General features: G+C 31.3%; 21 protein-coding genes. 7 read left to right on the top strand and 14 right to left on the bottom strand.

Features of this window, described 5'->3' with window-relative positions:
- Positions 1-6: 6 nt before the first annotated feature.
- Genes ACZIYX_RS01115 through ACZIYX_RS01125 form a run of 3 tightly spaced genes read right to left on the bottom strand, consistent with a single transcriptional unit; the run spans position 7 to position 3,685 of the window.
- Positions 7-1,410, bottom strand: a complete 1,404-nt coding sequence (locus ACZIYX_RS01115) for a bifunctional UDP-3-O-[3-hydroxymyristoyl] N-acetylglucosamine deacetylase/3-hydroxyacyl-ACP dehydratase (RefSeq protein WP_462680343.1) — start codon at positions 1,408-1,410, stop codon at positions 7-9.
- Complete coding sequence (lpxD, locus tag ACZIYX_RS01120; protein ID WP_462680344.1) at positions 1,403-2,431, bottom strand: UDP-3-O-(3-hydroxymyristoyl)glucosamine N-acyltransferase; 1,029 nt, start codon at positions 2,429-2,431, stop codon at positions 1,403-1,405. The genes ACZIYX_RS01115 and lpxD overlap by 8 nt, the downstream gene beginning before the upstream one ends.
- Before the next feature lie 24 nt (positions 2,432-2,455).
- Positions 2,456-3,685, bottom strand: coding sequence for an HD domain-containing protein (locus tag ACZIYX_RS01125; protein ID WP_462680394.1), 1,230 nt, complete (start codon positions 3,683-3,685; stop codon positions 2,456-2,458).
- A gap of 145 nt (positions 3,686-3,830) precedes the next feature.
- Between ACZIYX_RS01125 and porX the strand changes: the two genes are divergently transcribed.
- The 4 genes from porX (at position 3,831) to ACZIYX_RS01145 (ending at position 7,830) form a co-directional block, all read left to right on the top strand.
- Positions 3,831-5,381, top strand: coding sequence for a T9SS response regulator signal transducer PorX (gene porX / locus ACZIYX_RS01130; protein ID WP_462680345.1), 1,551 nt, complete (start codon positions 3,831-3,833; stop codon positions 5,379-5,381).
- 155 nt (positions 5,382-5,536) lie between these two features.
- Positions 5,537-5,938: a tRNA (adenosine(37)-N6)-threonylcarbamoyltransferase complex ATPase subunit type 1 TsaE gene (tsaE, locus tag ACZIYX_RS01135; RefSeq protein ID WP_462680346.1), complete on the top strand. Its 402-nt coding sequence runs from the start codon at positions 5,537-5,539 to the stop codon at positions 5,936-5,938.
- Positions 5,939-6,126: 188 nt separating this feature from the next.
- On the top strand, positions 6,127-7,329 hold the full coding sequence (locus tag ACZIYX_RS01140; RefSeq protein ID WP_462680347.1) for an alanine dehydrogenase: 1,203 nt from the start codon (positions 6,127-6,129) through the stop codon (positions 7,327-7,329).
- 126 nt (positions 7,330-7,455) lie between these two features.
- A complete protein-coding gene (locus tag ACZIYX_RS01145) occupies positions 7,456-7,830 on the top strand; it encodes a hypothetical protein (RefSeq protein ID WP_462680348.1) in 375 nt (124 codons plus the stop codon).
- A 210-nt stretch (positions 7,831-8,040) separates the two neighbouring features.
- Here ACZIYX_RS01145 and ACZIYX_RS01150 read toward each other — a convergent pair whose 3' ends face one another.
- The 5 genes from ACZIYX_RS01150 to ACZIYX_RS01170 are packed head-to-tail and all read right to left on the bottom strand — an operon-like array spanning position 8,041 to position 10,528.
- A complete protein-coding gene (locus ACZIYX_RS01150) occupies positions 8,041-8,544 on the bottom strand; it encodes a GNAT family N-acetyltransferase (protein WP_462680349.1) in 504 nt (167 codons plus the stop codon).
- Positions 8,545-8,558: 14 nt separating this feature from the next.
- Positions 8,559-9,083, bottom strand: coding sequence for a GNAT family N-acetyltransferase (locus ACZIYX_RS01155; RefSeq protein ID WP_462680350.1), 525 nt, complete (start codon positions 9,081-9,083; stop codon positions 8,559-8,561).
- 3 nt (positions 9,084-9,086) lie between these two features.
- On the bottom strand, positions 9,087-9,392 hold the full coding sequence (locus tag ACZIYX_RS01160) for a DUF1272 domain-containing protein (protein ID WP_462680351.1): 306 nt from the start codon (positions 9,390-9,392) through the stop codon (positions 9,087-9,089).
- Between the two features lie 3 nt (positions 9,393-9,395).
- Positions 9,396-9,869: a pyridoxamine 5'-phosphate oxidase family protein gene (locus ACZIYX_RS01165; RefSeq protein WP_462680352.1), complete on the bottom strand. Its 474-nt coding sequence runs from the start codon at positions 9,867-9,869 to the stop codon at positions 9,396-9,398.
- A complete protein-coding gene (locus tag ACZIYX_RS01170; RefSeq protein WP_462680353.1) occupies positions 9,866-10,528 on the bottom strand; it encodes a pyridoxamine 5'-phosphate oxidase family protein in 663 nt (220 codons plus the stop codon). The genes ACZIYX_RS01165 and ACZIYX_RS01170 overlap by 4 nt, the downstream gene beginning before the upstream one ends.
- An 83-nt stretch (positions 10,529-10,611) precedes the next feature.
- On the opposite strand from ACZIYX_RS01170, the gene pdxR reads away from it, so the two are divergent.
- A complete protein-coding gene (pdxR, locus tag ACZIYX_RS01175) occupies positions 10,612-12,096 on the top strand; it encodes a MocR-like pyridoxine biosynthesis transcription factor PdxR (RefSeq protein ID WP_462680354.1) in 1,485 nt (494 codons plus the stop codon).
- On the opposite strand, the gene ACZIYX_RS01180 is transcribed toward pdxR, so the two are convergent.
- From ACZIYX_RS01180 to ACZIYX_RS01200, 5 genes are all read right to left on the bottom strand, one after another.
- Positions 12,097-12,588 (bottom strand): hypothetical protein, encoded by a 492-nt coding sequence (locus ACZIYX_RS01180; protein WP_462680355.1) that lies wholly within the window; start codon positions 12,586-12,588, stop codon positions 12,097-12,099.
- A complete protein-coding gene (locus ACZIYX_RS01185; protein ID WP_462680356.1) occupies positions 12,585-13,826 on the bottom strand; it encodes an AAA family ATPase in 1,242 nt (413 codons plus the stop codon). The genes ACZIYX_RS01180 and ACZIYX_RS01185 overlap by 4 nt, the downstream gene beginning before the upstream one ends.
- A gap of 41 nt (positions 13,827-13,867) precedes the next feature.
- On the bottom strand, positions 13,868-14,437 hold the full coding sequence (locus ACZIYX_RS01190) for a pentapeptide repeat-containing protein (RefSeq protein ID WP_462680357.1): 570 nt from the start codon (positions 14,435-14,437) through the stop codon (positions 13,868-13,870).
- A gap of 36 nt (positions 14,438-14,473) precedes the next feature.
- On the bottom strand, positions 14,474-14,854 hold the full coding sequence (locus tag ACZIYX_RS01195) for a VOC family protein (protein WP_462680358.1): 381 nt from the start codon (positions 14,852-14,854) through the stop codon (positions 14,474-14,476).
- A 124-nt stretch (positions 14,855-14,978) separates the two neighbouring features.
- Positions 14,979-16,151 carry a proline dehydrogenase family protein gene (locus ACZIYX_RS01200; RefSeq protein WP_462680359.1) on the bottom strand — a complete coding sequence of 391 codons (1,173 nt, stop codon included), beginning with the start codon at positions 16,149-16,151 and terminating at the stop codon, positions 14,979-14,981.
- A gap of 166 nt (positions 16,152-16,317) precedes the next feature.
- Between ACZIYX_RS01200 and aroB the strand changes: the two genes are divergently transcribed.
- Complete coding sequence (aroB, locus tag ACZIYX_RS01205) at positions 16,318-17,388, top strand: 3-dehydroquinate synthase (protein WP_462680360.1); 1,071 nt, start codon at positions 16,318-16,320, stop codon at positions 17,386-17,388.
- Between the two features lie 49 nt (positions 17,389-17,437).
- Here the strand turns inward: aroB and ACZIYX_RS01210 are convergent, their stop codons facing one another.
- On the bottom strand, positions 17,438-20,176 hold the full coding sequence (locus ACZIYX_RS01210) for an ATP-binding protein (protein WP_462680361.1): 2,739 nt from the start codon (positions 20,174-20,176) through the stop codon (positions 17,438-17,440).
- A gap of 141 nt (positions 20,177-20,317) precedes the next feature.
- Between ACZIYX_RS01210 and ACZIYX_RS01215 the strand changes: the two genes are divergently transcribed.
- Entirely contained in the window at positions 20,318-21,019 is a 702-nt protein-coding gene (locus tag ACZIYX_RS01215; protein ID WP_462680362.1) for a hypothetical protein, read from the top strand.
- Positions 21,020-21,069: the final 50 nt, after the last annotated feature.

The raw sequence follows: 21,069 nt of genomic DNA on the forward strand, positions 1-21,069 counted from the left end.
TATCTATTATTTTGATTTAACAATTTGCGCCATAAGTTCTGCTTCGGTTACTAGCTTACCATTAGCATAAGCAAAAGCCTGCATGTGGCAAATACCCCGACGAATAGGCGTTATCAATTCTAGCTTAAATATTAGTGTATCTCCCGGCAGTACTTGTTGTTTAAACTTTACTTTATCTATTTTCATAAAATAGGTAAGATAGTTTTCCGGATCTGGTACAGTACTTAATGCTAATATCCCTCCTGTTTGTGCCATTGCCTCTACTTGTAATACTCCCGGCATTACTGGTGCCCCGGGAAAATGTCCTACAAAAAACGGTTCGTTCATAGTAACATTTTTAAGTCCGACGACATGTTTATCTGACATTTCTAAAATCTTGTCTATTAATAAAAAAGGAGATCTATGTGGTAACATAGCCATAATTTTATTAATATCCATCAATGGTTCTTTAAACAGGTCAAATTGAGGTACTTTATTTCTTTTTTCGATTTTTATAATTTTAGAAAGTTTCTTTGCAAACTGAGTATTTACATAATGACCTGGTTTATTTGCTATAACCTTACCTCTAATCCTTGTTCCTACCAATGCCAAATCCCCTATTACATCCAATAATTTGTGACGAGCGGCTTCGTTAGGATAGTGTAATGTTAGATTATCTAAAATACCATTGGGCTTTATTGCTATAGATTCCTTACCGAAAGCAACCTTTAGTTTTTCCATTGTATTAGGACTCAGTTCTTTATCCACATATACAATAGCGTTATTAAGGTCTCCTCCTTTTATCAAACCGTGTTCTAGTAGCATTTCTAACTCGTGCAGAAAACTAAAAGTTCTTGCATTTGCTATTTCCTTTTTAAAATCAGAAAGGCTTTTTAGCGATGCATTTTGGGTTCCTAAAACCTTAGTCCCAAAATCCACCATTGTAGTTACCTGATATTCATCTGAAGGCATAACAATAATTTCGCTACCAGATTCTTCATCCAGATAAGAAATCACATCTTTTACAATATATTCTTCTCTTTCTGCTTCTTGTTCTACAATACCTGCTTTTTCTAGAGCTTCAATAAAAAATTTACTGGAACCATCCATTATTGGGGGTTCTGATGCATTTAGTTCTATAAGAAGATTGTCTATTTCCAGACCTACACAGGCTGCAAGAACATGTTCTGAGGTTTGAATACTAACCCCGTTTTTTTCTAAATTTGTTCCTCGTTGTGTATTTACCACATAATTAGCATCTGCCTCGATAATAGGGTTTCCTTCAAGATCTATTCTACAAAATGCATATCCGTGGTTTTCTGGAGCTGGTTTAAAAGTTAATGTTACTTCTTTTCCAGTATGTAAACCTACGCCTGTAAGTTTAATTTCCTTGTCAATGGTTCTTTGTTTGCTCACGACAACGTTATTCATTATTGTTTATCTTTTTCTCTAGTTTATAAATTCGATCTACTATTTTAGAAAGATTTTTAAAATGCACATAGGATTTATTAAAATCAGAATATCCCAGAGCAGGAGAACCTTGTATGGCTTCCCCGTCTTTTATGTTTCTTCCGATTCCTGATTGTGCCTGGATCCTTACATTATTACCTATAATTAAATGTCCGGCAATACCTACCTGACCTCCAATTAAGCAATGCCTTCCTATTTTGGTAGACCCAGCAATACCTGTTTGTGCTGCAATTGCAGTATGCTCTCCTATTTCTACATTATGAGCAATCTGTATCTGGTTATCTAATTTAACTCCTTTGCGTATAATAGTAGATCCTAATGTTGCCCTGTCTATTGTAGTACCTGCACCAACATCAACATTGTCTTCGATTACTACATTGCCAGTTTGTGGAACTTTGCTGTATTCTCCTTTTTCATTGGGCGTAAACCCAAAACCATCTGCCCCCACTATAGCACCACTATGTATTACACAATTGTTTCCTATAATTGTTTCTGAATATATTTTGGCACCGGCATAAACGACTACATTGTTTCCTATAACCACATTATCCCCTATATACACGTTTGGAAAAATTTTTGCGTTTTTCCCTATTTTTACATTTTCTCCTATATAAGAAAATGCCCCAAAATAAATATCTTCATCAAATGAAGCTGTTTTGGAAATAAAACTAGGTTGTTCTATTCCAGACTTGTTCATCTTGACCATATTATAATACTCTAACAACTGAGAAAAAGCTTTATAAGCGTCTTCAACTCGTATAAGAGTAGATTTTATTTCAGATTCTGCTTCAAAGGTTTTATTTACAATGGTAATAGATGCATCTGTAGAATAGATGTACTGAGTATATTTAGGGTTTGACAAAAAGGTTAACGAACCTTGGGTTCCTTCCTCTATTTTAGCTAGCTTGGACACTTCAACGGTTTCATCTCCTTCGATTTCTCCGTTTAAAATACCCGCAATTTGTGTGGCTGTAAAAATCATTCTAGCAAAAGTATAAAAAATGTATTAATGTTTGTACTTTGGATAGCACATAAAATATTTAGTCACTGGTTTTGAAAGAGCTTCTAAATTAAACTGATCTGTTGCCTTAACAATATCTATTATTTTTTTTGATTTATATAAAATATTTATATTCTGCTTGTTAAGGTGATATGCCTGATTAGAAATCGATCCTTCAAAAATAAAATAATGTGATTCTTCATCTGAAATTTTATATTTTTCTCTGAGTTTCTTCAAATGATTTTCTTTTTTGCTTTTAAGAAAGGGTTTGTTTTTAACTTTTATTTTCAACAAATCCCTGTCTATTATCATTGAAGATAGCTTACGTAAAACAAAATCATCTTCATTAGACCATTCTTTCATAGCCGAAATAATATCATAATCATCCAATTTAGAAAACGTTTCCAAAACCGCAGAGGAAAAGTTTTTTGAAGTTATTTTATTTTTTAAGAAAAACGATAATGCTTCGCTTGCGTTTAATTTTTCTCCTTTTTCTACTAATTCTTTGGCCCTTTGTAATACTCGTATCAATAAATTTTCTGCTACTATACTTGTTTTGTGTAAATAAACCTGCCAATACATTAAACGCCTGGCCAGCAAAAATTTTTCTACAGAGTATATTCCTTTTTCTTCAACTACCAGTGCATCATTAACTACAGTAAGCATTGTAATCAAACGTTCACTATTTATATTTCCTTCGGCAACCCCGGTATAAAAACTATCTCTTTTTAAATAGTCCAATCTATCCATATCTAATTGCCCGGAAATCAATTGGTGCAAAAAATCGCGGTGGTATTCTCCCTTAAAAATTTGAATTGCAAGCGTTAAACTACCGTTAAATTCTTCATTTATTTTCTCCATTAATCGCAAAGAAATAGATTCATGATTTACTTCATTTACGATACTATGTTCCATTGCATGCGAAAAAGGACCATGACCAATATCATGCAATAATATTGCTGCATAAAGGGCTTCTTCCTCTTCTTCTGAAATAACAATCCCTTTAAAACGAAGCACTCTCACGGCTTTTTGCATAAGATGCATACAACCCAAAGCATGATGAAACCGAGTATGATGAGCACCCGGGTAAACCAAATACGAAAGCCCCATTTGAGATATACGACGTAGCCTTTGAAAATATTTATGCTCTATGAGATCAAAAATTAGTTCATTCGGAATCGTAATAAAACCGTAAATTGGGTCGTTTAATATTTTAAGCTTATTTCTTTTTTTCAAGTTCATTTTATCTTTGCTGTGGCAAATATACATATATGCTACGCATATAAAGCATTTCAAAATGAAATTTAAACTAAAGAAATTTATGTTTATAGAACAAATAAATCCTATTTTGGGGTAACCTATAATTAAAATCAAAAATTTGATGAACAAAATAAAGATACTGTGGGTAGATGATGAGATTGATTTACTTAAACCACATATATTATTTCTTGAAAAAAAGAACTATGAAGTAACTAAATGCCAAAGTGGTACTGAGGCTTTGGATATTTTGGAAGAGACCAATTTTGATATTATCTTTCTTGATGAAAACATGCCTGGTCTTTCGGGAATTGAAACATTATCTGAAATCAAAGAAAAAAAAGATAGTATTCCTGTAGTAATGATTACCAAAAGCGAAGAGGAATATATTATGGAAGAAGCTATTGGCAGTAAAATAGCAGATTATCTTATTAAACCTGTTAACCCCAATCAAATATTACTAAGTTTAAAAAAGAATCTGGATAACTCGCGCTTGGTTTCTGAAAAAACCACTTCAAATTACCAACAGGAGTTTAGAAAAATAGCTATGGATATGGCTATGGTTAACTCGTATGAAGAATGGGCCGAACTATACCAAAGATTGATATATTGGGAGCTTCAATTAGAAGGTATTGAAGATACTGGAATGTTTGAGATTTTGGAATCTCAAAAAGTAGAAGCTAATAGCCAATTTTTTAAGTTTGTTGACAAAAATTATCCAGACTGGTTTAACGGCAACCAAAAAGCGCCTGTAATGTCCCATACTTTATTTAAAGAAAAAGTGGTCCCGGAAATTAGTAAAGATCAATCAACTATTCTGGTCGTGATTGATAATTTACGATATGACCAATGGAAAGCTTTTGAACCAACCGTTAATAATTATTACAAAAAGGAGCAAGAAAGTGCGTATTGTAGTATTTTACCTACTGCTACTCAATATGCAAGAAATTCTATCTTTTCGGGGCTTATGCCTTCTGAAATGAAAAAAAGGCATCCGGATCTTTGGCTGGATGACACAGATGAAGGAGGGAAAAACATGAATGAAAATGATTTTCTTATTGCTCAATTAAAAAGATTGGGATTAGATATAAAACACGAATATTATAAAATCACAAACGAAAGAGACGGAAAAACTTTGGCCGCTAATTTTAAAGGGTTAAAAAATAATGACCTAACAGTTGTGGTGTATAACTTTGTGGATATGCTCTCGCACAGTAAAACTGAAATGGAAGTAATCAAAGAACTTGCATCCAACGATAAATCCTACAGGTCTTTAACACAAAGCTGGTTTAAAAACTCTCCGTTATTAGAGATGATTCAACAAGCACAACAATTAGGTTTTAAATTACTAATTACTACAGATCATGGAACCATTAATGTTAAAAACCCTTCTAAAGTAATCGGAGATAAAAACACAAGCTTAAACTTAAGGTATAAAACCGGAAAAAGCCTTACTTACGAAAATAAAGAGGTTTTGGAAGCTACAGACCCAAAAGCTATTTGTTTACCATCGATAAATATGAGTAGTTCATTTATCTTTGCAAAAGGGGATTATTTTTTTGCATATCCCAATAATTACAATCACTATGTAGGTTATTACAGAAATACTTATCAACATGGCGGGGTATCTCTGGAAGAAATGATAATCCCATTTGTTGTATTAAACCCCAGGTAAATAGATACTACATGGGTAGGCTTATAAGGTATGCCCTCAAAAATATATTTCGTTTTGAGGGAATCTTTGGCTAATTAAAACCTTAATAAGGGATTAAACTATCTAATAAAGAGTAAAACTAAAAAAAGAATAAAACTAAATCTACTTTTATAAAAATGACCTTGGAATATACGCTAAAAGAGCTTTGTGATACAGCAGATAAAGTTATATCAAATATACCTGGCAAAATCGTACTCTTTGATGCAGAAATGGGAGTTGGCAAAACCACATTGATAAAAGAAATATGTAAGCATCTTGGGGTAAAAGATACTATTTCGAGCCCTACATACTCTCTTGTTAATGAATATGAATGTAAGGATGGTTTGATTTATCATTTTGATTTTTATAGATTAAAAGATGAAGAGGAAGCATACCATATTGGTTTTGAAGAATATCTGGAATCCGGAGCTTGGGTATTTATAGAATGGGCAGATAAAGTATATAACTTATTACCCAAAAATGTTACTAAAATCAATATTGAGGTATTGGATAACCAAAAAAGAATACTTTCTTTTTAAATCCGGATTATGTAACAAAAAATCTCATAACCGGTATTAACACACATAATGATATATTTTGAGTTCATTTATGCCTTTTGTATAAAGCATAAATGAACTCTATTATTAAAAATCTAACCCCAAATAAGCATTCCTATTTGTTTTGTTGGCTTTTTTATTCGTAATTTGAAATATAGAATTTCACACAAATGAACACACCTAGATCTCCTTTTACAAAAGAGCAACTACTGCCGCAGGAAGAAATGATTGAAGTAGCCCGTAAAAAAGGAAAGCTTTTTATTGGAATCCCAAAAGAAACACACTATCAAGAAAAGCGGGTATGTCTTACTCCAGATGCTGTTGCGGCACTTACCGCTCACGGGCATAGGGTTTTGATAGAAACTAATGCCGGTACCGGAGCCAGCTTTACAGATCAGGATTATAGTGAGGCTGGCGCTGAGATTACTAATGATACAAGTAAAGTTTTTGGATGTCCTATTATACTTAAGGTCGAACCGCCATCTAAGGAAGAATTAGACCATATTAACCCACAAGCGGTATTGATTTCTGCTTTACAACTTAAAACACAGTCCAAAGAGTATTTTCAGGAACTTGCAAAAAAAAGAATTACGGCTTTGGGGTTTGAGTTTATTCGCGATTCTGATGGAGCATATCCTGCAGTAAGGGCTCTAAGTGAAATAGCAGGAACCGCATCGGTATTGATAGCTTCAGAATTAATGAGCAGTGTTACCACTTCTGGCTCTGGATTAATGATGGGTAATATTAGTGGTGTGCCCCCTGTAGAGGTTGTAATAGTAGGAGCCGGTACTGTTGGCGAATTTGCAGCAAGATCTGCTATAGGGCTGGGAGCAAATGTAAAAGTTTTTGATAATTCTATTACCAAACTTCGTGCTATACAAACCAATGTTGGCAGGCCTTTGTTTACCTCTACCATACAACCCAAAAACCTTCTTAAAGCATTACGCCGTTGTGATGTGGTTATAGGTGCGGTTAGAGGACAAAATCGCGCCCCTATTATTGTTACAGAAACAATGGTAGAACGTATGAAACCCGGTGCTGTTATTATAGATGTAAGTATTGATATGGGAGGATGTTTTGAAACCAGTGAGGTTACTACTCATGATCATCCAACTTTTGAAAAGCATGGTGTTTTGCACTATTGTGTTCCCAATATACCATCGAGATATGCAAGAACCTCTTCGCTTTCTATAAGTAATATATTTACTCCCTATATACTACAAATAGGTGAAGAAGGTGGTGTTGAAAATGCAGTGCGTTTTGACAGAGGTCTTAAAAATGGTTTATATTTTTATCGAGGTATTTTAACCAGTAAGCCTATTGCAGATTGGTTTGATCTCTCGTACAGAGATATAAATTTATTGATTCTGTAATATAATCTGTACTCAATTTTAAAAACACTACAAAACTAGCATATAAAAATCTAAAAACTCCTATAGCCCTACTGTATACTCATAAACTTTACTTACTTTTGATGCCTTAATATTGTTATTAGGTTTATGAAATTTGCACAACGATTATTTTATTATTTAGGAGGATTTGCGATAGGACTTATTCTTTTATTTTTCTTTTTGGGTGGAAAAAAAGCTTCTTGTGATTATAGCCCGTCTGCCAGAGTTCTTAAAAATATAAGAATAAAGAATAAAGAATATTCTGAAGAAGTTTTAGCTAATATAATAACCTATAAAATAGACACTTCTGATGTTTCAGAAATTTTAAAAAATGGTGATGTTGATTTTTCCGCTAGTAATACTAAACCAGATTCTTGTAAGATTTACTATATCGAAGGTAATAGTAAAGGAAAAAACATTAATATGCTCATAGAAAACTGTGATTCTGTAGCTAGAATTAATGTTTTGAATATAAAAAAATAATTTCTTATTATATTATTGAAGATCCTGTAACGAAATCGAAACTTCCATTAGTGTATCTTTAAAATCCTGTAATGAATTTGCACATTAAACTTCTGTTTTTGCAAATTCTGTAATGAAATTGTATTTACATTGCTGTATATTCAAGATTCTCTAATGAATTTACATTTATCATTTTAGCTTAATCTCGTTTTCATAACATATTATTACTTATTATAATTTCATTTTATACACCCAATATTGTTTACCGAGTCTTTCGATTTCTTTAGTTTTATTAAATCCTATTTTTTCATACATTCTACGAGCAGAATTCATAAACTCTGATGTGTGCAATGCTATGATTTTTTCTTGACTTCTTTTAGCATACCTTATACAGGAATCTACTAGTTCTTTTCCTATTCCAATGCCTCGATATTTTGGATCTACCCCCAAAAACCTTATGTAACACCAATTTTCCTTATATAATTCGGTTGGATTTCCACTGGGAATAAAATAGATCATTCCTACTATTTCTTTTCCTATTTCGCAAACAAAAACTTTACCTATCTGGATTAAGTTCTTTATATTATCCTTATTTTCGAGAACGTGATATAATACTTTCCAATTTTCCGGGGTTAAATCCTTAGAAAACTCTGTATATGAAAGCTTGCCTAAATGATTTAATTTTTCTAAATCTTTAATTCCTGCTTCTCTATATTTTTTAACCTCAAAAATCATTTCATTTTAGGTTTTTAGCTTAATCTCGTTTTCATAACCCAAAATCCAAAAGTTTCGTCCCCTATGGTAAAATGATGCTCCCCCGCAACAGAATATCCTTTCTTTTGATAAAATTGAACAGCTTGTTTTTTAATTTTTAAATTAGACAACCAAAGGTAATTATAGTCGTTATCGATTGCTTTTTTTACAATGCATTCATGCAATTCGCTACCTATTCCTTTACCTTCATACCCTTTTAAGACGTATATACGCTGTAATTTACATACATTGGTATCTTTGATAAATTCTGTAGGTGAATTTAATTTTAACTTAGCATAGCCAACAGGTACAGAAGAATCTTCTTTAACAGCCATCCAATATATATTTTCGGGCTTTACCAAACTGGCATTTATTTTTTGTAATGAAAATGCAGAATCCAGATAGCTATTCAAATTATCTGAATCTTTAAAGAACTCTCCATAAGATTCTTCAAAAGTTTTTCTTCCCAGATAAGAAACATGTTCTGCATCTTTTACGGTAGCTTGCCTGATTTTTACCATATACTATCTTTCCCTTGGTTCTATATTTCTAAAAGTATTCAAAATTTCTTTAAATTTATCTTTATCTACTGGTTTATAAGTTATTTTATTACTCTCAGGGTATTTTTTGAGGCAATTACCTGTTAAACAATTGCGGGGTCTTGTTGGTCTTTTTTCAAAACCTCCTCCGCAATTAGGACATACATTATACAAAATGGTATCTACACAATCTTTGCAAAACGTACATTCAAAAGAGCATATCATTGCTTCATTACTGGTATTGGGTAAAGGTTTATTACAATTCTCGCAGGCAGGTCTTATTTTCAACATAAATTATATATCATTTGATAGTGCATACAGTTTTAAAGCGCTTTGTATTTGTTCTTGTTCTGTAGTTTGTGAGTGTATAATATATTTTGGTGCCAGTATGGGTTTTACTTCCTTTATTAAAATACTGGTAATTGTAGAAAACGGAAATTCGCCCTTTGTTAATCTTAATAATGATTTCTCCATAAGCTCATAACCAACGGTTCCTTTTTTTACAATCTCTGCACTCCCCTTTAATTGATACCCTTTTTGAACAAATATATCTATAAAGCTCACACATACATTAGGGTTTTGATCAATGTTTTTTATGGTTTGAGGCGAAGCTATATTTGCTATAATTATATTTGTATCCTTATAGTGTACAAAAATTTCTTTTGGGGATACATTTGGCATGTTATTGATTGAGGATGTTGCCAACCAGCATAAAACACTTTTATTAATATACTTTATTACATCTTCTGTTAACATCTTATTTTTCAACTTTTGTTTTTTGATACATAGTTTAAAACCTCTTCCGGGATCTTGGTTTTTTCTGGTAATTTTGTATCTGAAACAGGATCATAAGCTACTTGTTTGATGGGTACAACTCCAGCCCATATCGATGAGTTATAATCTTCTGCATCATCTACGGCTCCTTCTGCCCTTATTTTTGCAGATGCTGTTTCTATATGTATTTCTAGTACCAAAGTAGCATCAAATTCTTTTTTATTTGGTTTTCTTACATTTTCCCAATGCCCGGGGACCATGTGGTTTATTATATATTTTAATGCTTCCATTTTTTCAGTAGGATCCTCTACTTTTTTTACGGTACCAAATATATTTACAGACCTGTAATTTGCAGAATGATGAAATGCAGATCTTGCTAATACCAAACCATCCAGATGTGTTACCGATATACTTGCTGTTGCTGCTTCCAGTAAACTTAACATCATTCGGTTTTTTAGCGACCCGTGGATATAAATTTTATCTTCTTTTCTGGCATACGCAGTAGGAATAACTATAGCTTGATTATTATATATGTATCCTATATGGCATAAAAAACCATCGTCTAAAATGGTATTAATGGTTTCTATATCATAAGTAGCCCTTTTTGATCCACGAACTACTTTATTAAGCTTTGAGATTGAATATTTTGCCATAATTTGTTTTATTAATTACACAAATCTATTAGTTTTATGGTGTGCTCCCCTGCTCCAGTTTATAAATAATTAATAGTCCACTTATGTTTTCTTTTAAAAATAATATTGTTCTTTCCCGAGGTTCTTCCCGTAATTTATACCTTCAGTTATGCGATCAAATTATTAGCTTTATAAAATCCGGTAAAATTCCCCCATCTACAAAATTGCCCAGTTCAAGAAAATTATCTGAGGATCTTCATGTACATCGCAAAACCATAATTGCTGCTTATGATGAATTGATTACTCAGGGATGGATTGAAACCATACCTTACAGAGGTACTTTTGTTACAAAATCTTTACCGCTAATTACCCCTAAACAATTCAATTATTCGGGTACAGAGAATAAATCAAAAGAGAAAAGCGGTTTTTTATTTGTTACCAGACCCCATTTAATTCGAAAATTAAATACAGAAAGATCTACAAGTACATTAATAATAGATGATGGTATTCCTGATTACAGATTGGTTCCCAATGAAGAAATAGCAAAAATATATCGAAATATTACTAAAAAAAGTTATTATAAAAGCTTACTAAGCTACGGCTCTATATACGGTAACGCAGAACTACGGAAACATTTGGTTACTTTTCTTAATCAAACCAGGGGATTAAACATAAGTATAGATAATGTATTGATTACCAGAGGAAGCCAAATGGGTATATATTTAGCCAGTCAATTATTGCTAAATAACAAAAAACGTATTATTACTGGTTCTACCAATTATATGACCGCAGATAATACTTTTACAGAAGCTGGCGCAATTATAGAACAGGTTCCTACAGATCATAATGGTTTAGACACAGGTGCAATTGAAAAAATTTGTAGTACCAAAAAAATAAGTGCTGTTTACGTTACTTCTCACCATCATCACCCTACTACTGTAACTTTGTCTGCAAAAAGGCGAATGCATTTATTACAACTTGCACAGCGATACGGTTTTGCTATTATTGAAGATGACTACGATTATGATTTTCATTATAGCAACTCTCCTATTCTTCCTTTGGCAAGTAGTGATACCAATGGTAATGTTATTTATATAGGCGGGTTTACAAAAATTATTGCTCCCGCTTTGCGAATCGGATATTTGATTGCTCCAAAAGATTTTGTAGATGAAACTGCCCGATTAAGACGCATTATAGACAGACAAGGGGATACTTTGCTAGAGCAAACCCTTGCTCAAATGTTACATACGGGAGATATACAACGACACTCCAACAAAGTATTAAAGATATATAAAACCAGACGGGATTTATTTTGTTTGCTCTTAAAAGAAAAGCTAAGTGCTTATTTTGATTTTGACATACCCAAAGGTGGAATGGCAGTTTGGGTAACCTTAAACAAGGCGTATAATTGGGATGATATTTGCTTAAAAGCTAAAGAACTACATCTGGAAATCGCACCCGATTGGCGACGTTATGATAACGACAATTCAGGACACAATGGTATTAGAATGGGGTTTGCATCTTTAAATGAAAAAGAAATCCAAGAGGTAATTGATCGATTGGTTATGGTGTTTAATGAATTAGGATAATTACGGTACTTTTATTTCGTTCCCTATAATTAACCTTACTAGAGTTTTGTCTTTAAACCTCTGCATTTCTTCTTTATGACTAAATTTAAACGAAGGGTGTTTTCTATTTGCTAAAAAAGCTCTTTTCTTTTTAAAAACAGATAAATCATGGTTTTCTATGAAAACTTCAATGCTTCTTTCTAATTGCTCTATTCCACCAGAAATCCAGTCTTTAGCTACTTCTTTTAATTCAATAAAAAGAATATTGTCTGTATAGGAAATCATTGCATCACATCTTTTTTCAGAATTACCATCTTCTCTATTTATTTGCACACAATTATCTATAGCATAAAATTTTATTTCAGCTTTTTCTTTATTATCTATAATAGCTATCCACTTATGATCCTTATTTGTAGAGATAAATGCAGGAGAATCTCTGATTCCATCACAAATTCCAAAGAATTCTTCATCCGTGCTATTTAAACAGTCTTCATTAAAAAAATTCACCCTCATAACTCTTCTTCAATATCAATTAATCGATCATAAAGCTCGTTGGTGTCTGCTAAAAATTCATTTAAATAGTTTTCATCTGAAGGAATACCATTATAATCAGAAAGTTTTTTTATACTTCCTGTACTAGTTAGTTGATATATATTTACTTGATCTGCATTTATTGTAGATTTTATAGGAACTATTTCTGTTAGTTTTGATAATAACTCCTTCTTATTATCTGATGATGTTTTTATTTTTTCTTTTACAAAACCGGCTTTTATTGCTAAGGTTAAATAATTTATTATATATGGGCTATGTGTTGTAATCACCAGATTGTTTTCGTTTAAACTATTCTTATGTTTAAACAATTCAAACAATACATCTTTTTGTGAAACCGGATAAAGATTTTGTTCTGGCTCTTCTACTATATTGATAAAACAAGAATATTTAAAGCGAGAAGAAATCTTTTCGAGAATGATTCTTTTTACATCTTCTGAAATTTTTTTATTTTCTAAAATCTTATCTACTTCTTTTCGTATCTTATTTTCTTCATGAACACTGATTTCTTTATGAGAATTATCTTCGTTATTCTCAATAATTTTAGAAAGATGTTGTGTTACTAAAAAGAGGGGAACCAAAGATTGAAAACCACTTGAAGCTTTTAATAAATCAATTCGAAAATCATCTCCTATAAGCATGGATTTTTTATTCTGCTTTCTATATTCAAACTTAATATTTCCGATTGGTAATTTTATTGCTTCTCTTATATTCTGTTTAGCTTCTTCATATTCGTCTAAAAAAGTATATAAAGGAAGAGGAAGTCTTTTTACTAAATCTGGTCTATCTACACTACTTACAAAATTGCGTTCAGCAGGAACATACATGATTTTCGGAAAATTATAGTCATCATCCTGATCTTGTTTTACAATTTCTAAAGAATTATTTTGAAACAGTAGTTTAAAAGCTTTTCCTTCATACTCAATATAGGAATCTTCATTTAGATAATTATGGATATTTTGGTATTCTAGTTGTTTTTTAAAACGATTATATTTCAATAAAAAATTAACCGTAAAATCCCCTCTAATTAATGCTTTTTCTATCCAACTTAACGTTGAATAAATCTTTGCTATAGTACTTTTTCCAGAGCCTTGATTTCCTATAAAAACAGTAATACCCCTAAACTCTATAAAACCGTTATTGTTATCAGATCGCAACCCTTCTTTAATAGGTCCTACGTTTTTTATTTTCAATCTTGCCATGATACAATATTACTAATTATTTTATTTAAAAGTAAAAAAGATCATCTTATATCCAAATCATATTTAGCTAATAATCCTATTAGTCCCAATGTAGCAAATCTAGCTTTCTTTAAGTTGTTAATTTCTGGATCTATCACAAAATTTTTGGCAGTTCTAAAATCTACTTTCTCAGCAATAGTTCTTTCAAAAATAGCTCCAGTTAAATCACAATTATCTAATTGTGATCCTGTAAGAATAGTTTCTGTAAAATCAACTTCTTTCATACTACAGTCTTTAAATACTGTTTTTTTTATATTAAAGTTATAAAAAGACGTATAATCTAAATTACAACGATTAAATTCTACCGCAAATAAAAAATTATTACAAATGCTAAAATCTGTCCCCAACAATTTACAGTCTATAAAAATCACATTTTGAAACGAAGTTTCTTTTAACATGGTTTCATTAAAATTACAGGTATCAAATTTACATTCCAAAAAAGTTACTACAGAGATATCTGTTTTAGAAAAATTGCAATTCATAAATGTGCAATTATCATATTCCCCAGAGGGTAATTTCTGGTCAGAAAAATTTTTGTTTTTAAAAGTTTGATCGAGGATTGATTCTTTCATCAAAATATAAATCTAAATAAAACTTATGGTTAAATATTAATTATTTATACGCCATGGCGGATTTTTTCTATTATCTCCTGCAAAATATAAAATAATTTGATTACCATCGGGATCTCTTAGCCTTGCTTCTTTCCAAAGCCAATTTTGGTCTTTGGGCAAATGGTCAAATTTTATACCCGCTTTAATCAACCGATCTACTTCTTCCTCGAGCTTTTGTGTTTCAAAATAAACATATATCCCATCTGTAGTAGGTAATGTTTCTACTTTATGAACAGAAAAGGTAGTATCCCCTTCGGGGCATTCAAAACGGGCATATCGAGGTAGTGCTTCCACAATTAATTGCAATCCCAATTTTTTATAAAAAGAAATAGATTGTTCTACGTTTATGGATGGTACAGTGATTTGGTTTAAATTCATTTCTAAATAGCTTTAATACTGTTGGATTCTTTTACTCAATAAATTTAAAAAGCATATCTCTAGAAATAGAAAATATGCTTTTTAAATTTATTTTTTAGTACGTAAAGCACTGGCAATATATATCTTACAATTTTCTTCTCTTCTTTTCCTGAGAGAGTAAATTTAGTTCCCGGCTGGTTTGTCCTGCAACCGAGGTATTTTCTTCTGCTCTTCGAATCAAATATGGCATTACATCCCTAACAGGACCAAAAGGAAGATATTTTGCTACGTTATATCCTGCTTCAGACATATTAAAGCTTATGTGATCGCTCATGCCAAACAATTGACCAAACCATATTCTAAAATCATTTTTTGCAATACCTAATTCTTCTATCAACTCCATTGCCATATAACTACTGTTTTCGTTGTGGGTACCTATAAAAACAGAAATATCGTTTAAGTTTTTAAGGATATATTTCATGGTGCTGTCAAAGTTTTCATCGGTATGTTGTTTATCTCTGCAAATAGGCGTTGGGTACCCTTTTTCCTTAGCCCGTTCATTTTCCTTTTCCATATATGCTCCCCTAACAATTTTTATGCCTATTTTAAAATCGTATACTCTTGCCTCTTCATGCAATTTCTGTAAATATTCCAGACGATCATGTCTGTATAATTGCAGGGTATTATAAACAATAGCTTTTTCTTTATTGTATTTGCGCATCATTTTGGCTACCAATTCATCTGCTGCATCCTGCATCCAACTTTCTTCTCCATCTACCAGTAAGGCAACATCACAGTCGTAGGCTTTTTTGCATACGATATCAAAACGCTCTTCAATACGTTTCCATTCTTTTTCTTCGGCTTCGGTTAATGGAGTTCCTTCTGTTTTCTTTTGCCATATCAGGAACCTGCCAAGCCCAGTAGGTTTAAACACCCCAAAAGGCATTGCGTCTTTTTCATCTGCAAATTCCAGAAGTTCTATGGTCTTGTTTAATACGGCATCAAATTGTGTTTCTTCTTCCTTGCCCTCTACAGAGTAGTCTAATACAGAATATACTTTTTTGCTGTACATTTTATCTACTACCGATATACAATCCTCCTCACTAACTCCGCCACAAAAATGATCAAAAACGGTAGCTCTAATCAATCCTTGTACTGGTAAATGTGCTTTTATCGCAAAATTTGTAACTGCGGTTCCGATTCTAACTAAAGGTTCATTAGAGATCATTTTAAACAGAAAGTATGCTCTTTCTAATTCAGAATCGCTTTTTAAAGCAAATGCAGTCTCGGTATTATCAAACAATTTATTTTGTCCCATCAAAAATTATTTTATAGAATCTTCATTTATTAAAATATATTTATAGAAATATCTCAAATTTCTATAAACAATGGCGGTTATTTTATAATATCTGCAAATATAGAACTTGCGAGTTTATTTTATTATAAATTCTGCTTAATTTCGCTTTCGTTAATTTAATATTATTATGAAGCCGATAATCTCAAAAGATTCTGTTGTATATTTTGGTCAAGAATGCTATACTGCTTTAAATTCATATTTAGAAAAAGCCAAACATTCAAAAATATGCATCCTTGTAGATAATAATACTCATGAACACTGTTTATCTTTATTAATGAGTAAAATTGAAAAAGAATATGATATTGAAATTATCGAAATTGAAAGCGGTGAAATTCATAAAAATATTGAAACATGTAGTGGTATATGGAACGCTCTTTCAGAACTAGGAGTAGATAGAAAAGGATTAATAATCAACCTTGGCGGTGGTGTTATTACCGATCTTGGTGGTTTTGTAGCTTGCACATATAAAAGAGGCATTAGTTATATTAACATCCCTACTTCTTTATTAGCAATGGTAGATGCTTCTGTTGGAGGAAAAACCGGTGTAGACCTTGGCAATTTAAAAAATATGGTCGGTGTTATAAGTGAATCTGAAATGGTACTGGTCGATACCGAATATTTAAGTACCCTACCTGTAAATCAAATGTGCAGCGGGTTTGCCGAAATACTAAAACATGGATTAATTCAGGATAGAAATTATTGGGCAAAAATTAGTGATCTTTCGCAACTTGATTTAGAGGATTTAGATCAAATAATCTATGATTCTGTAGTGATTAAGAATAAAATTGTAACTGAAGATCCTACAGAACAAAATGTTAGAAAATATCTTAATTTTGGGCATACTCTGGGGCATGCTATCGAATCTTTTTACCTCACTCATCCCGAAAAACCTACATTACTTCATGGCGAGGCTATTGCAATAGGAATGATAATGGAAGCTTTTATATCTACCAAGTTATTATCACTTTCTGTAGATGATTTACAACATATTAGTGATGTTATTCTTGCTACATTTCCAAAAATAGAAATCGATCCTAATGATCACTCTACAATTATGGAACTGCTTATTCATGATAAAAAGAATGAAAAAGGAAATGTTTATTTTGTATTGTTAAATACTATTGGAGAGGCTACTTATAATTGTTTGGTGTCTGACGAATTGATCCTTAATTCTTTTGAGTACTACGCTTCTTTATAATGTTAGATAATTACACTATATAGTAGTAATTTAAGCTTTATATATTTGGTTAAGCAGGAATATCTATTTCTATGATAGTACCTCTATTAATCATAGTATCGATATGCATATTGCCATTTAGTAACTTGGTGCGAGATAGTATATTGTTTAACCCTATTCCTTTAGATTTATTTTCTATATTGAATCCTACTCCATTATCTTCGATAATAAATTTAATTCGCTTGTTAATCATTGTAAATTGTAAACTCACCTGATCGGCATGAGCATGCTTAATGATATTATTCATTAATTCCTGAGTAATCCTATATAATTCAATTTTAATCTTATCTGTAATTTGATTAAATCTTGAGGATGGATAAAAGTCATTACTTATTGTAAATGAGCAAGTTTTAGATAAATTATTTAGATAATCTGTTATTAATTTCTCAAATGAAGTTTTTAGGATTTTTGGCGGTATTAAATCATGAGAAAGTGTGCGAACCTCATTATATGTTCCATCAATATTTTTAATTACTTTTTGAAGTTCATAATCAGAACTATTTGACAACTTAGATAAATCAAGCTTTATGGCGGCAAGATTTCCTCCAATACCATCATGTAATTCTTTTGCTATTCGTTCTCTTTCTTTTTCCTGACCATTAATATTAGCATTTATTGCTTCTATCTCTTTTCTTGCAATGATCTTTTGTGTTTTTAACCTTTGTTTATAATACATTAATGCTAAAAACAAAACTATAAGAATTAGGATTCCGCCACCTATTATAATATTTCTAATTAGCAGTTCTCTAGCTAAACGAGATTTCTGTATACTTAGCTGATTGTTTTTGATTTCTTTTTCTGCAATCTGCAGATTATTTTGCATACCTAGTTGTTCGATCTCACTCTGCTTTCGAGCTGCTTTTAATTGAATTATATCCCGTTCTTTTCGTTCTCTTTCTAAATCTTTTTCAAGATTTACTCGATACAACTCATCCTTTTGGCTATTAAATAAAATGGTTTGGTACTCCTTTTCTTTTTGCAAAAGCAATATCTCCTTTTCTTTTTTATCGGCATCGTATTTTATATGTATATCAGCAATTTGCTTAATCTTGTTAAGATTAAAAATACTATCCTTTATGATCGAATATTTTTTATAGTACACTAATCCCTTATCATATTTATTTAGTTTTTCATAACATTTGGATAACCAAAAATAATTATCCTTGATTTCCTTTTTAGATTTCATTTCTATAGATGATTTTAAGCTTTTCTGAAAAAACATTTCTGCCTTTTCGTATTCCTGAAGTTCGTAATAAATCATACCTAATCTGGTATATGATTCTATCGCTATTTTTTGAAATTTTTCTAATTCATCTTCCTTCTTCATAACCTTATTCATCCAATCAAGAGCTTCATCAAACTTCTTTTGACTTTGGCTACACTCTGCCATAGCATTATAATACTGTATAATCTCCTGAGAAAGTTCTAGTTTACTAAATCCGTCATGAGCTTGATTTAAGTAGGATACAGCTTCTTCATATTTTTTTTCTTTCACCTTAACCATACCAAGGTTCAAATAGGATATTGAGGTTCCTTTTTGCTCCTTTATTTCTTTGAAAAAAGACAAAGCTTTCTGATAATGGTCTTCTGCTTTTTTCAAATCGCCTAACAAAAGAAAAGCTTCTCCTATATTATTGTAAATACCGGATAATGAATATTTATCTTTTATCGTTTCATAAAAATTAAGGTTTTTATAGAAAAATTCTATAGTTTTTTGATAATCTCCTTGTTCAAAACATACCATTCCTATATATTCATTTATTTTAGCCTTCTGCTCTTTGTTGCCAGTTGTATTTGCTACTTCCATAGCTTTACTAAAATAATTTAAAGCAAGTTCATAATCGCCTTTCATGTAGTATGATATACCAAAATTATTATATATCAATATAATTCTGTAATAATAACCGTATTGTTCGCATATTTTTAAGGCATCTAAGTAATAATTTTCGGCTTCTTTATATTTTTCCTTTTGGCTCAAAAATACTGCCTTTTGTATCTTAATACCACTAATCGCTCTTGGGTTATTAACTTTTTCTGCAATTTCCAGAGCTTTATCATAATGTAAATTTACTTCATTAACATTACCGTTTTCTCGAATTATCAAATCTGAAATCTTAACATGCAAATTGATCTGTAAATTATTATCCTTTATTAATCCTGCCATTTCCAAGGCTTCAAAAGCCATATTTTTAGCTTTTTCAAATTCTCCTTTATAAGAATGACAAGCGACAAGGTTATTCATCGCCCAAGCAATTTTATTATTATCTTTTATTTTTTTACTAATATTCAAACCTTTAAGATAATACTCTTCTGCTTCATCATATCTACTTGTTTTAATATATAACTCTCCCATGTGTCCGTACAATTCGGCTTCATCTTTTTCACTTTTAATTGTAGAGAATATGTTATTAGCTTCTTCAAGATGCTCCTCAGACTTATCAAACATTCCTGATATAATATATGCATCTCCCAATATTATATTTGCTCTCCCTATATTTAACTGGTCACCAATTCTTTTACTTATTAACAAGGATTCGTTTGCATACTTTATCGTTTTTTTCTGATCTTTATTCTGATAAGATTTTGCTAAGTTCAGCAATGAAGAAGCTTGTTTTTTTTCTTTAGGGCTAACTAATAAAATAGTGTCACTATCTACAATATTATTTTCTTGCGCCTGAATTTCAGGAGTAAAAAATATAAATACAAATAAAAATTTAATGTAGAACTCTGATCTCAAAAGGTTTTTCAAAACACAAAGGGTATTTGTTATGAAGCGGAGCTAAAATAATCAAATTGTTAATTACATCCTAAAAAAATAAACTTGTAGAATAGAGTAAAATTAATATTGTAACATTATGGATATATTATTAGATATTATAAAATCAAATCTTTGAAAAAGAAATTCTTCAAGCTTTTAAAAATATTGGTATTAAGTATATTGATTATGCTTATTAGTGTGCCTGTTATTTTGTACTTATCGCTTAATGAAAAACTTCCGAAAGGAGAAATGAGTAAAGATGCAGATATTTTTGCTTTAAAAATACAAAAAGCAGTAAATCACGACAGGTATCAAAATACAGATTTTTTGCAATGGACTTTCAGAAATAAAAACCATTATATCTGGAATAAAACAAATAATACTGTAAAAGTTGAATTTAATGAAAACAAAGTACATCTTGATCTTAATGACTTCAAAAAAAGCAGAGTTTTAACCCCTTTAAATTCTTCAAAAAAAATCATAAAAAAAGCTCTGGATAATTTTAATAACGACTCTTTTTGGTTGGTTGCCCCTCACAAGCTTTTTGATAAGGGAACTACTCGTAAATTAGTAACTTTAAAAGATAATTCGACAGGTTTATTAATTACTTATTCTTCCGGGGGAACTACTCCGGGAGATTCTTATCTATGGAAGGTGGATGAAAATTATCGCCCTGTTAGTTACAAAATGTGGGTTTCTATACTACCTATAGGCGGTATTGAAGCTACCTGGGAAGATTGGATAATAACAGAAAGCGGAGCTTATTTCTCTCAACAACATACATTACTTGGTTTTGATATTCCTGTTACTAATCTAAAAGCATGGAACAACTAATATAAAAAGGGTGAAGTATGCCTCACCCTTTTATAAATAGCCCAAAAGAT

Source organism: Aquimarina sp., from assembly GCF_977115655.1.